Source organism: Arcanobacterium pluranimalium (genome assembly GCF_016907845.1).
Lineage (GTDB): Bacteria > Actinomycetota > Actinomycetes > Actinomycetales > Actinomycetaceae > Arcanobacterium_A > Arcanobacterium_A pluranimalium.
The window spans coordinates 169,168-182,256 of record NZ_JAFBCS010000001.1 but is presented as its reverse complement, the minus strand read 5'-3'; the positions used below and the strand labels follow the sequence as shown (position 1 = coordinate 182,256).

The window sequence follows — 13,089 nt, the reverse complement described above, 5'->3', positions numbered from 1 at the left end:
GGGGCTTGGCATGCGTTCCGTGCGTCGTCGAATAGCAGTTATTTCCACATTTTTCCTCACTATTGCTGCGGTTGTGCCGGCATATGCTGCAGATTCCTATCCGCCGTTAGGTGAAGCTGCAGTGGGTACTGCACAACCCGTCGTCTCAGGATATAGAGTTCAAAGCATCCGAGATTGGAGTCCTGACTCAGATCCCTTTGCCCAGCAATTACGAGCAACTATACCTCTTCAAAAGAGAATTCCCGCCAATGCGCACACTCAAGTAAAACCAATGCTTGACGGTAAATCAGAAATTATGTTGATGCAAGGGGACTATGGAAACTCCTTTTTCGGATCCACTCCGTACAACAACACTTTTTCTGATCACACATTCAATTTTTGGCAGTACGCCGATTACTGGTCTCCGTGGCATGGTGCGGCTTCGCACGGCGTTCCGCAATCAATTTACGATCCGGCATCGTCGAATTGGCAGGATCGGGGATTCGAGTTTGGAATTCTGAGCATACCCACACCTGAATATACAAATGCGGCGCACCGTAATGGAGTAAAATCTATTGCCGTCATCTATTTCGATCCCTATTTCCGGCCGGGTCTTACTTTCGGTGAAATGTTTGACAAAGATCCAAAATCTCACGGGTACGTCATCGCTCAAAAGCTTGTGGAAATGGCGAAATATTATGGATTTGACGGGTACTTTTTAAATCAAGAAGAGCGTGGGACTGATCCGAGCGAGTTCAAAGATTTCATGGCTTTTCTGACGCGTCAAGGACTTTACACACAGTGGTACGATACAAACTCGCAGTTCAACGCAGATAAAGCTCAGTGGTTACGAGATCCTAAACATGGAAGAATCCACAATTCAGTATTCGTTAACTATGGCAATGACGGTAAAGCGATGAATGCATGGGCTACAGCTAACGGCTTTGACCCATATCGGGAAGTTTTTGCGGGAGTAGAAGCCAATCAGACCGGTTTTTCCGGAACGGGAGGTGTGGATAAAGGTTTTATCTCGCAAGCCAATCATTCTCCTCTCACATCGATAGCGTTATTTACGCCGTCGGACTACTATCAGCGCGGATTAGATGATCAAATTGAGCAAATAACAGGCAGAAAAGATAAAGATTTGCCGTTTATGCAGCAAGATTCCTATCAATGGATGATTTCTGAACGCGAACGTATGTATTTTTCGGGTCCGAAACAGGATGTGACATCCACGGGCGCAGAAAATCTCGTTACCAGAGAAGATGTGGGAATTACCAAGACTGGGTGGATCGGAGTGGCAGATTTTGTGCCGGCCAGATCGGTGATCTCCGGGAAAAACTTTTATTCGGTGTTTAACACAGGTAAAGGAATGCGCACTTACCAAAATGGGCGAATTAGCTCTGAACAAAAGTTCTCCAATATGGGCGCGCAGTCGATTCTTCCCTCGTGGCAATGGTGGATAACTTCGAATGACAAACCCACACTGAAAGCAGACTTTGATTATGGCAAAGAACTGCGAACCGATGTGTGGGGTAAAACTATCCAAGCTCCTTTCGTGCCGATTGGCGGATATGATGGAGGAAGTTCGCTCGTTCTTTATGGTGCTGCCTCACAACCGCAAACAATTCGACTGTTCAAGACGGATTTGAGTTTAGATCTGAATTCAAAAGCGGCTGTGGTGTGGAAAAATACGCAAGCTTATGCAAATGTGCAGCTAGCCGTGGTATTCGCTGATGCTCCAACTGAAGTCGTTACCTTCCCATTAGGAGATTCGTCAAGGAATTGGCAAGAATCCGTTGTTGAGCTGGGAAAGTATTCGGGGCAAAAGGTTGTAACTTTAGGAATTCAAGTAGAAAACGCAGCTCAAGATAAACAATCGACACAAGTGAATATAGGGAAGCTTGCCATCAGTGACGGCTTACCTGCGCCAAAAGCGCCACGAGGGCTGCGAGTAGATGAGTATTACGCAGACGGCCAGATGAATATCTCTTGGGAAGCTGCGTCATTTGACTCGGTAGATTCATATGTAGTGGAAGCGGTGGATCAAGATGGAGCTGTGCGCGAACTGGGCCGTGGATATGGGCGCTCGCGGTATGTGAAGAATGTGGGTACAAAAGACGATTTTGTACTTCAGGTGCGTGCAATTGGTAAAGATGGACAATCATCTGCACCTGCAAAAGTGCTTGTAAAGCAGTCAATGTTGCCGCAGAATCTCACTATCGACACTGCACTTGATGAGCAGGGAAATTTTGTGCAGGCAAAAAATGCTGGTGCTGTGAGTGTTTCGTGGGATCCTGTATCGAATGTGCGTGGATACGAGATTCGTCTAAAAACCCTTTATGTTGATTCTGCTAACCCCTATCATGGAGAAGCTAAAGTTAGAGTTGATGCATCCCAAACCGATGTGACTATTCCTGCACCTTTGGAGGGTGAACGATTCCTTATCTGTGTGAAGCCGCTTGGAATTGAAAGCGGCTCGGTTAAAGAATCCTGCCAAAGAGGAAGGTATCACGATAGTTATGCCGCTCCAATGCTGATAAATGACATAAAACTCCTCTCTGAACGAAATTTCCACCTGCAGAATCCAACGTCCACTGATTGGCAAAAAATAACCTCGCATGGCGATGAAACATGGGTTGCAACTCGTGGTAAGAATAATAATTCTCGTTGGGGAAATAATGATGAAAACGGGCGTTTGACCGTGGATCGATCGGTGGTTAATAGCATTTCCTATACGCTCACCGATTATGCGGGTAATGTTTCGCAACCTGTGGAACTCGTTCCTACTGGACAAGGGCTAAAAATTGTAGATCAGGCTGCTCCGGAAGTTTGGGGAACGCCATGGAACGCACAGGTAGTTCTGCCGGGCAGAGAAATAGTGCCGATCCAGATCACCACGCGAGACAATATTGGCACAGTCAAAGTGTCTGTAACAGTAGAAGACCCACAGCATGTGGGAAGATTGAGCATGCCTGTTCCGAAACTTTCCACTCATTGCGCACAGAGGGCTGCAAGAAAAACTCTGGTCTTTGACGAAAAAACAGGAACAATTTTTGGTACTCCAAATTGGAAAGGTGTGCGCAACGTCGTCGTAACTGCTACGGACGAGTCCGGAAATTCGAAGAAAATGTCGATTCAAATAACGGGGAGTCGCAGAGCAGATTTTTGGTCAGCCATGCAATGTAACCTGCATTAATATACAAGACTCTTCTGGTAGGTATAAAATTTCGGGCATACGAAAATAAAAGTTCATGCAACCGAAAATAGGTGAATATGCCGGTCTCGACCCCTCCTTGTGAAACGCCTCTACCTCCCGCTACGAAGCAGAAGTCCAACCGAATCATCGGATTGCTTGGTCCAGCATTTGTGGCAGCAGTTGCCTACGTTGACCCAGGTAACGTAGCTGCTAATATCACTGCGGGATCAACGTACGGATACCTCCTGACGTGGGTGTTGGTAGCGGCGTCGGCAATGGCGGTACTGATCCAGTATCAATCGGCGAAGCTCGGAATCGTAACCGGAAAATCGATACCGGAATACTTAGGCGATACCTTGCGCCCGACCGCGCGTCGTCTGTACTGGTTGCAGGCAGAAATCGTGGCTGGCGCAACCGATTTGGCAGAAGTAATCGGCGGCGCGATAGCTCTTCATCTGCTATTTGACCTCCCACTCGTGTGGGGAGGCGTGATCGTAGGCGCTGCGTCAATGCTGTTTCTCGTACTCAAAGATCGCCGCGGTCAAAAAATCTTCGAAAACGCAGTGATTGTGTTTCTTACAATCATCGCCGTCGGCTTCCTTTCAGGGCTATTTGTAAGCCCGCCGGCTGCACATGACGTGGCTCGTGGGCTTATCCCCAATTTTCAAGGCCAAGAATCGGTGCTGGTAGCGGCCTCGATGCTTGGTGCAACCGTTATGCCGCACGCGATCTACCTCCATTCCTCGCTCGTGGGCGACCGTTACGGAAATGAACACAGCGAATCGAGAATTCGGCGGCTGTTGCACGCTTCCAAAGTGGACGTAGTAGGCGCCCTCGCGCTCGCAGGCGTAGTGAATATCGGGTTGCTACTGCTGGCTGCGTCGGCACTGCGCGGAGCGGACGGAACCGACACTATCGAGGGTGCGCATGCTGCGGTTTCATCAACTTTCGGCACAGGAATTGGCTTCCTTTTCGCACTTGGTCTCCTCGCTTCTAGTCTCGCTTCCACATCAGTAGGTGCTTATGCAGGCTCGGAAATTATGCGCGGGCTTCTCAAATTCCAAGTGCCGCTCTATGTGCGCAGAATAGTGACGATCATTCCAGCCATTATTATTCTCGCTATGGGCGCCGAACCTACTTGGGCGCTCGTGATCTCACAGGTAGTGCTCTCGTTTGGAATACCGATGGCGATCATTCCGCTCACGCTGCTCACGCGCAGTGAGAAAGTGATGGGAAAGTGGCGCGACGGCGGTGTGATCGGCTCACTGATGGTGGTCGTTTCGCTGCTGATCGTGGCGCTCAACTTGTGGTTAGTAGTGCTCACGCTGCAGTGAAGATTTGGCTAAATCACAGTAAATCGGTTGAATCACCGTAAAAATATGCACCTGTGGATCACGGTAAAGATGTGTGCCTGCCGCAATGAGATCTGTCAGACACCGCGTTAAGAGTGCGTCAAGATTGATTTCGTACTGCTAGCAGCGGCGTTGTAATGAAATCATGATCTACGATGTACTTTTGTTGATCGTGACGCTCGCCCTCGGTGGCGTGCTCATGCCCATTATTTATTCGCTATATACGGAATCGCCCACACAGGCGGTGCACTCTGCACAATCCGCACAATCGGCTTCACCCGTGCAGTGCACGCAATCTGCTTCACCTGCACGATCTGCATTACCCGCACAGCCTACCCAGCCTACTCAGCCCGGTGAAAAACCAACCGGAACGAACTCGGGGAGGCGCTGATGTGGGAATCAATAGCAGCGCTCGTGCTTGGAGTTGGCGCAGTCATCTACCTCTTGGTCGCACTATTTGATCCGGAGCGATTCTCATGAGCGGATACATACCTTACGTGATCGTATTTGCAATGCTCGCTGCCGTATACGTGCCCTTGGGAAATTACATGGCGCGTGTGTTCACCAGCGAAAAACACTGGCGAATCGAGCAAGTGTTCTACCGGCTTATCGGAATAAACGCGCAGCAAAGCGTGGGATGGCGCAGCTATGCCCAGTCGGTCGTGGCATTTTCAATAGTTTGCATCGTCGCTTTATACCTCATAATTCGGCTTCAAATATTCTTACCCTGGCATTTTGACGTCCCACCAATGCGACCAGACCAAGCGTGGAACACGGCTGTGTCGTTTGTGACCAATACGAACTGGCAAACTTATTCCGGGGAGACGGCGATGACCCTCTTCTCGCAAATGTTCGGCTTGGCAGTACAAAACTTTCTCTCGGCTGGAGTGGGCATTTGCGTTGCGGTTTCCCTGATTCGTGCCTTGGCTGATACCCGCGGGAGTGGCCATATCGGCAACTTTTGGGTAGATCTCACCCGGTGCGTGATTCGTGTGTTGCTTCCACTGGCAGCTCTCGCCACTGTGTTCTTGATCAGCCAAGGTGTGGTGCAAAACCTGCATGCGCCAGCGTCGTATCACTCTTTCTCAAGTGGAACTTCGCAGTTGTTGCCGGGTGGCCCGGTAGCCAGCCAAGAGGCAATTAAAGAGCTGGGCACTAATGGTGGAGGATTTTTCAATGCCAACTCAGCGCATCCTTTTGAAAACCCCACTGAGTACACCAATATTATGGAGATATTCCTGATTCTGGTGATACCGGTATGCCTCACGCGCACTTTCGGAGTGATGGTGAAACACAAAGCGCAGGGTACCGCCGTCTTAGGAGTAATGGCCAGCATTTTTGCGATTTCGCTTGCGGTGGTGAATTACGCCGAAGCTCATATCGGTATATCCGCTGGTGGTGGACTTGAAGGGAAGGAACTGCGTTTCGGTGTGGCACCGTCGTCGCTCTTTGCCGTGGCCACAACCAGCACTTCTACAGGCGCGATCGACTCTGCCCACTCGAGTTATTCGCCCATCGGGGGAGCAATGCTCACGTTGAATATGATGCTGGGCGAGCTTTCGCCTGGTGGCGTGGGTACGGGCATCTACACGATGCTGATCATGTTCGTGTTATCAGTGTTTATTGCGGGTCTGATGGTTGGGCGAACGCCAGAATTTTTGGGCAAGCGGATTCAAGTTCCGGAGATCACCTTGGTGTCGCTATTTATCCTGGTTATGCCAGTTTTGGTGATCGCCGGGGTGGGTGTATCGACGGTAATTCCTGGGATACGCCAAGCGCTGTCTACTGGCGGCCCGCACGGTTTCACGGAACTCGTCTATGCCTTTACGAGCGCCTCGAATAATAACGGTTCAGCTTTTGCTGGCATCCATGCCGACGCTCCTTGGCTCACGATTTCGCTGGCAGTGGCGATGTTTTTGGGGCGTTTTTTGCCAATCGTCTTCGCGCTTGCGCTGGCCGGAAGATTTTCACGCGCCAACGCAATTCCCGAAACTGCTGGCACACTGCCAACTCATCGACCTTTATTCATTGCGGTAGTGGTAGGAATTTGTCTGATAGTTGGCGCATTAACTTTCCTCCCCACCCTTGTGCTCGGCCCAATTGCGGAGGCTGTACTATGAACAATTCAAATTCGACGAACCAGAAAAACGGCAAAAAATCCGCACTTGCCAGGCAGGCGTGGGAAGCGATTCCTATGGCAGTGCGCAAACTTGATCCGCGTGCGCTTATCTACACCCCGGTCATGTTTTTAGTGGAAGTAGGAGCAGCATTTACGCTGGTATTAGCGATATTGCATCCCTCGGTGTTCTCGTGGTCGATTACGGCGTGGCTGTGGTTTACAGCGTTTTTCGCTACTTTGGCCGAAGCTATTGCGGAAGGTCGTGGAAAAGCGCAGGCTGCTTCCTTGCGGGCGACGCGCACCAGCCTTATTGCCAACCGTGTGGTGAATGCGCAAGCAACGACGGATGTGGAAAATTTTTGCACCGAGCCTTTCCCCTCCGAAGATTTGCGGGTGGGCGACGTCGTGCTCGTGAGCGCCGGCGAGCAAATTCCTGCTGATGGCGACGTCATTTTCGGGGCTGCGAGTGTAGATGAATCTGCGGTTACTGGGGAATCTGCGCCGGTTATCCGGGAAGCGGGCGGTGACCGTTGCGCCGTCACTGGTGGAACTCGCGTGCTCTCGGATCAAATAGCCGTGCGTGTGAGCAGCAAACCAGGTGAGAGCTTCATTGATCGAATGATTGCTTTAGTTGAGGGTGCTTCTCGGAAGAAAACACCCAACGAAATGGCGTTGTCGATTTTGCTGATCGTGCTTTCGTTGATATTTCTGGTGGTAGTTATTGGTTTAGGGCCAGCTGCGGCGTTCGCCGGGGTGCGTTTGACGCCGATCGTCTACGTTGCGCTGTTGATCTGTTTGATTCCGACGACGATTGGCGCGTTACTTTCGGCCATCGGTATCGCTGGTATGGATCGTTTGGTGCAGCATAATGTGTTGGCAATGTCTGGACGCGCCGTTGAAGCGGCGGGCGACGTCTCCACATTGCTGCTGGATAAAACGGGCACTATCACTGTTGGCGACAGGCAGGCGGTAGCTTTTGAGCCTGCTCCTGGCATTGTGCAAGCAGATTTGGCACGCGCTTGCCAGCTTGCTTCGGCAGCTGATGAAACTCCTGAGGGGCGTTCAATTATGAAGTTAGCCCGAGAATTGGGAGCACCTGAACTGCATGATAGAGACTACCGTTTTGCTCGATTTATCCCGTTTACTGCAAAGACGAGGATGAGTGGCGTACTCTTCGATACGAGTTCCGGTTTTTGCGCAAGTTTCGATGCAAGTGGCGATGCAAGTCTCGGCGCTCATGTTGGCACTAATCAAGAGAACACCAACAACAGCGACGCTACTGTAGGTGCAGGCAAGCAAGACACAGCAACGGGCATAGTTAAAGGCGCAGCAAAAGAGATTCTCGCTCTTGTTGCCCGCAGTGGTAACGCTGTGCCTGAGCAGTGCGAAGAATTAGTTGAGAGCATAAGTCGTAGCGGCGGAACTGCACTAGGCGTAGCAGAGATTGAAACGAAACAGCCCAATAGCGAAACGTGTGGCTCTGGCGAATTGCCTGATATCGTCGTCGCCCGAATGCTGGGGATTGTGCATTTGAAAGACATCGTCAAAGACGGCGTTGCTGAGCGTTTCGCGCAGCTGCGCACAATGGGTATTCGTACTGTGATGATCACGGGCGATAACGAACTGACGGCGCGGGCGATAGCTCGTGAGGCCGGCGTCGACGACGTGCTCGCCGAGGCTACTCCGGACGACAAAATGGCTCTCATTAAGCGCGAACAAGCTGGTGGGCACATGGTTGCGATGACTGGCGACGGAACCAACGACGCTCCTGCGCTTGCCCAAGCAGATGTGGGAGTGGCGATGAATACCGGCACGTCGGCCGCGAAAGAAGCTGGGAATATGGTTGATCTTGACTCTGATCCCACCAAACTGATCGATATTGTTCATATTGGAAAGCAGCTCCTCATTACGCGTGGAGCGCTCACCACTTTCTCTATCGCGAATGACGTTGCCAAATATTTTGCGATTATTCCGGCGATGTTTGTGGCTGCTTTTCCGGGTCTGGAGATTCTGAATGTGATGCATTTGCACAGCTCAGAATCGGCAATTCTTTCTGCCGTGATATTTAATGCGCTGATTATTGTGGCGTTGATACCGCTTTCTTTGCGCGGTGTGAAGTATCGTCCCGGTTCGGCTGCAAATCTTTTAGCTCGTAATTTGGCCATATTTGGATTGGGTGGCCTTGTGGCTCCGTTTATTGGAATCAAAATTATCGATCTGGTGGTCGGCGTTGGGCTTGGGATTTAGCGATGGACGAGTTCGTGCATTGGGGTTTAGTGATCCGTGGCCGCGGATCTGTGATTAGTGAAGGAGGGCGTGATGTCGCTCAGTAGAATGAAGCGTGTGGCGCTCACTGCCACGAAAATGTTTATCGCCTTTACAGTGTTGCTGGGTGTGATATATCCACTGGTATTTGTGGGGGTGGCGCAGGTTTTTGCAGATAAGGCGCAAGGTTCGCTCTTGACGCGCAATGCAGACGCGCAGGTCGTTGGATCGACATTGCTCGCTCAGCCGGTGTCGAAGCCTGGGTACTTCTACTATCGCCCGTCGCATGCCGGTGATGGATGGGATCCGATGCAATCGGGGTCCTCGAATCTTTCCCCGGGGAGTACCGAGCTGCGCGATATGCTGGCGCAACGGCGTCGAGATATTGCGCAACGTGAGCAGGTTCGAGAAGAAAGCGTTCCGGTAGATGCGGTGACGGCGTCGGGCTCTGGTCTCGACCCGCATATTTCGCTCAACTATGCGCGCTTACAGGTAGCTCGGGTGGCGCTTGAGCGCAAAATGACTCGCGAAAAACTCGAACAGATTGTAAATAGCCAGGTAGAGCGGGTATTTAATGGGTACGCAGACGGGCAGATCGTCAATGTGACGACTTTGAATTACGCCTTGGATATGGTGGCTGGAAGTGGCAAGGAGTAGGGTAAAACCGTGGTCGTTGTACGAGCGATTTGTCTGGAGTATGCATTTTTATGCGAAAGAAGTAGCGCATGGTAGAACGCGGGCGGCTCAAGGTCTATCTCGGATTCGCTCCGGGAGTTGGAAAGACGTACACCATGCTTCGCGAAGCACACGAAGTATCGGCTCGCGGCACGAAAGTGATTGTGGGCGTCGTCGAAGATCATGGCCGCCCCCATACGAAAGCGCTCATCGACGGCCTAACGGTGATGCCCCGCAAAGAAATACGCATTGGGCAATCCACCTTCGGTGAGCTAGACGTCGATGCGTGTATAGCAGCTGCTCCCGAAGTGGTTTTGGTCGACGAGCTGGCGCATACGGTAGTAGTTTCGCCAAAGGCACCAAAGACGACGACGGCTGCGGTCACGAACACGAGCATGAGTAAGAGCACGAGCGCGACGACGGCGAGCGCGGTTGCGCCAGATCCCACGACGACGGCGAGCGCGCCAAGTCCCGCCACAGAAGCTACTCAAACAAAGCGGTGGCACGACGTCGAACGCCTGCTCGATGCCGGTATCGACGTCGTCTCCACGCTGAACGTGCAGCACATCGAATCGCTGAACGACGTCGTCGCTGCCGTAACTGGTACCCGCCAACGCGAGACCGTGCCTGACCACGTGTTACGCAATGCAGACGAGATCGAATTGATTGACCTCACCCCGGATGCGCTGCGGATTCGTCTTTCAAAAGGCGATATCTATCGCGCGGAGCAAATCGAAGCAGCGCTTTCAAATTATTTTCGGCTCGGAAACCTCTCTGCACTGCGCGAACTTGCGTTACTGTGGCTGGCAGATCGCGTCGATGAAGGGCTTGCCAAATATCGGGCGGCAAAAGAGATCACCGACAATTGGCCTGCTCGCGAGCGTCTCATCGTGGCCGTTCGTGGATTGCCAGGAGATGAGACACTCATTCGCCGTGGGGCGCGCATTATTGGTCGTATTCCTGAAGGGGAGATGATCGTGGTGCATGTGGCCAGCGGAGACGGGATTCGCCTTGCGAATAGCGACCATTTGGAAAGGCTGCAAGAGCTTACGGAGTCTTTAGGAGCGCAGTGGCGGCTGATCGTGGGAGACGACGTCGCCGCAACTCTCGTTGATTTCGCACGCAGCGTTAATGCCTCACAACTCGTGGTTGGTCTTTCGCGACGCGCGGTGGGCTTCGTTGGCGGTTTGACCTCAAAAAGGCTGATCAAAGCCGCAAAAGGCATCGATGTGCACATCGTTTCGGCAGAACCTGCGCATCGATCAACAAGGGAAAAGCTCATTGAGCAGCGTTACACGAGGTCAACATTGCGCCGAGCGATGAGTTGGCTGGTAGCAGTAGTGGGACCAGTAGTGCTAGCGGGACTTGTTTCACTGTGGAACCCCTCAGAAGAATACTTGAGCACGATATTACTCAGTAATTTGACCGTGGTTGTTTTTACAACACTGCTGGGTGGTTTATGGCCAGGGATAGTGTCTGTGCTGCTGGTTTCCTTTCTCGTGAACTGGTTTTATACCCCGCCTGTACACACCCTAACTATCACTGAACCGGTGAATATTGCTCAGATTGTGCTCTTTTTCGTGATTGCTTCGGCGGTGGCGTGGGTTGTTGATATTGCAGATCGGCGCGCTGCGCTCGCGGCGCGAGCGCAGCGTCGCGCCACTTTGCTAGCAGACCTCGCCTCAGGTGTTATCTCGGGTGGTGATGATCTGCGTGGCTTATTGGAACGCTTGCGGGAAACGTTCACCCTTGAAGCGGTTGATCTACAACGCTATGACAAGCGCTATAACCGCTGGATAACCGTTGCGTCGAGTAATCGTGCTCGAATTGGCAGCCAAAACTGTGGGGTAGATTCTTCGTCCAATCCAGAGCAGGAGACGGCTCTCGAGAAGCCAATAGTGTCTGAAGCATCGGCATCTCAAACAAAAATTACCATCGACGATACGATGCGATTTGTGACGCAGGGCAGAGCACTTACCGCTGAGGACATCGAAATTATTGAAGCTCACGGGCCGCGCATTGTGATTATTCTCGACCGGCAAGAAATTGATGCAATGCGCAGAGCAACAGCTGCCCTTGAGGCAGGTAACCGGGTGGGAAGTGCTGTATTAGCGGCAGTTTCACACGATTTGCGCACACCGCTAGCTGCTATTAAAGCCGCCGCATCAACATTGGCACTGGACGATATTCAGTTGTCGAATGAAGATCAGCGCGAATTGATCGAGAGCCTGTGCGCATCGACCGATAACCTCGATATTGTTGTTGGAAATTTGCTTGATATGAGCAGGCTAAATTCAAATGCGGTGCGGATACATCGGGTGGCCATCGACGTTGGCGACGTCGTTGACGCAATGCTACGCGAGCTTAACGACGCTGCTGCCTGGATCGACGTCGACCTCCCTGAAGACCTCCCTTTGGTGGAAGGGGATCCGGGTCTGATACAGCGAGTTTTGGCGAATCTGGTAAATAACTGCCGGCGTCACGCGCCAGATTCGCGAATTCGTATAGTGGCTGGTGCTGTCTGGGATACCGTGGAAGTGCGGATCGTGGATCACGGGCCAGGAATACCGCGGGAGAAATGGGATGACCTTTTCACTCCGTTCCATAATATTTCTGACCGGCAAGCTGGACTCGGGCTGGGATTAGCTGTTGCCCACGGTTTTGCGCAGGAGATGGGCGGCGACCTCACAATTGAGGAGACGCCGTGTGGTGGCGCCACTTTTGTGTTGAGTCTCAGGGTGGCGAAAGATACGGGATTCAAGGCAGCTAAGGAAAATGAGCATGGTAAAAATATTGGTTGTTGAAGACGACGTGCAGCTCGCCTCGACGCTGGGCGTGATTTTACATTCGCACGGTTATGAGGTGGTGTATGCGCGGCAGGGAGCTGAGGCGATCAAGTTGGCCTCGGCGGCGAGTCCGCAATTGGTGCTACTGGATTTGGGTTTGCCTGATATTAGCGGTTTAGACGTGCTGCGCACTGTGCGTACATGGAGTGAAATGCCTGTTGTGGTGGTTTCGGCACGCCATGAAATTGAAGCGAGAATTAATGCACTCGACGAGGGCGCAGACGATTTCGTGACCAAACCATTTGATGCCGGCGAGCTGCTTGCTCGCATTCGAGCTGCATTGCGGCGCGTACATCCGGCCGGTGAGGAGACGCCGGTTATTGTGACGCGCGACGGATGGATAGAAATCAATATTCCGGCAGCTACATTGCGTGTTGATGGAAAACTGGTGAAACTGACTCCCACGCAATGGAAAATCGTCTCCTATCTCGCTCATCGCCACGACCGCCTAGTGCCGCAATTAGAATTATTGAAGGCCGTGTGGGGAGATGCTTACGAGAAAGAGACGAATTATCTGCGCGTCTTTCTCTCCCAAATTCGGGCGCGCACTGAAAAAGATCCATCCCAGCCCCAATATTTTATTACCGAGGCTGGGATTGGGTATCGATTTGTCTTGTGAGCCTAAAACTGCAGCTCATATAGGTGCTGGCGTAT

9 protein-coding genes are annotated in these 13,089 nt (G+C 51.9%); all 9 read left to right on the top strand.

Annotation, left to right across the window (positions count from 1 at the left end; all coding sequences use genetic code 11):
- Nucleotides 1-10 precede the first annotated feature (10 nt).
- Nucleotides 11-3,178, top strand: a complete 3,168-nt coding sequence (locus JOD55_RS00765) for an endo-beta-N-acetylglucosaminidase (protein WP_204397762.1) — start codon at nucleotides 11-13, stop codon at nucleotides 3,176-3,178.
- A gap of 77 nt (nucleotides 3,179-3,255) precedes the next feature.
- Nucleotides 3,256-4,512: an Nramp family divalent metal transporter gene (locus JOD55_RS00760; RefSeq protein WP_204397760.1), complete on the top strand. Its 1,257-nt coding sequence runs from the start codon at nucleotides 3,256-3,258 to the stop codon at nucleotides 4,510-4,512.
- 163 nt (nucleotides 4,513-4,675) lie between these two features.
- A complete protein-coding gene (locus JOD55_RS00755) occupies nucleotides 4,676-4,921 on the top strand; it encodes a hypothetical protein (protein ID WP_204397758.1) in 246 nt (81 codons plus the stop codon).
- Complete coding sequence (kdpF, locus tag JOD55_RS00750; protein ID WP_204397756.1) at nucleotides 4,921-5,010, top strand: K(+)-transporting ATPase subunit F; 90 nt, start codon at nucleotides 4,921-4,923, stop codon at nucleotides 5,008-5,010. The genes JOD55_RS00755 and kdpF overlap by 1 nt, the downstream gene beginning before the upstream one ends.
- Nucleotides 5,007-6,650, top strand: a complete 1,644-nt coding sequence (gene kdpA / locus JOD55_RS00745) for a potassium-transporting ATPase subunit KdpA (protein WP_204397754.1) — start codon at nucleotides 5,007-5,009, stop codon at nucleotides 6,648-6,650. The genes kdpF and kdpA overlap by 4 nt, the downstream gene beginning before the upstream one ends.
- Nucleotides 6,647-8,896, top strand: coding sequence for a potassium-transporting ATPase subunit KdpB (kdpB, locus tag JOD55_RS00740; protein WP_204397752.1), 2,250 nt, complete (start codon nucleotides 6,647-6,649; stop codon nucleotides 8,894-8,896). Before kdpA ends, kdpB begins: the two co-directional genes overlap by 4 nt.
- Before the next feature lie 72 nt (nucleotides 8,897-8,968).
- Nucleotides 8,969-9,571 carry a potassium-transporting ATPase subunit C gene (locus JOD55_RS00735; RefSeq protein WP_204397750.1) on the top strand — a complete coding sequence of 201 codons (603 nt, stop codon included), beginning with the start codon at nucleotides 8,969-8,971 and terminating at the stop codon, nucleotides 9,569-9,571.
- 68 nt (nucleotides 9,572-9,639) lie between these two features.
- Complete coding sequence (locus JOD55_RS00730) at nucleotides 9,640-12,393, top strand: ATP-binding protein (RefSeq protein ID WP_204397748.1); 2,754 nt, start codon at nucleotides 9,640-9,642, stop codon at nucleotides 12,391-12,393.
- Complete coding sequence (locus JOD55_RS00725) at nucleotides 12,371-13,054, top strand: response regulator transcription factor (RefSeq protein ID WP_204397746.1); 684 nt, start codon at nucleotides 12,371-12,373, stop codon at nucleotides 13,052-13,054. Before JOD55_RS00730 ends, JOD55_RS00725 begins: the two co-directional genes overlap by 23 nt.
- Nucleotides 13,055-13,089: the final 35 nt, after the last annotated feature.

Coding starts and splice junctions, on each gene's coding strand:
- JOD55_RS00765 (WP_204397762.1), top strand. CDS start 11: ATGCGTTCCGTGCGTCGTCGAATAGCAGTTATTTCCACATTTTTCCTC.
- JOD55_RS00760 (WP_204397760.1), top strand. CDS start 3,256: ATGCCGGTCTCGACCCCTCCTTGTGAAACGCCTCTACCTCCCGCTACG.
- JOD55_RS00755 (WP_204397758.1), top strand. CDS start 4,676: ATGATCTACGATGTACTTTTGTTGATCGTGACGCTCGCCCTCGGTGGC.
- kdpF (WP_204397756.1), top strand. CDS start 4,921: ATGTGGGAATCAATAGCAGCGCTCGTGCTTGGAGTTGGCGCAGTCATC.
- kdpA (WP_204397754.1), top strand. CDS start 5,007: ATGAGCGGATACATACCTTACGTGATCGTATTTGCAATGCTCGCTGCC.
- kdpB (WP_204397752.1), top strand. CDS start 6,647: ATGAACAATTCAAATTCGACGAACCAGAAAAACGGCAAAAAATCCGCA.
- JOD55_RS00735 (WP_204397750.1), top strand. CDS start 8,969: ATGTCGCTCAGTAGAATGAAGCGTGTGGCGCTCACTGCCACGAAAATG.
- JOD55_RS00730 (WP_204397748.1), top strand. CDS start 9,640: ATGGTAGAACGCGGGCGGCTCAAGGTCTATCTCGGATTCGCTCCGGGA.
- JOD55_RS00725 (WP_204397746.1), top strand. CDS start 12,371: ATGGTAAAAATATTGGTTGTTGAAGACGACGTGCAGCTCGCCTCGACG.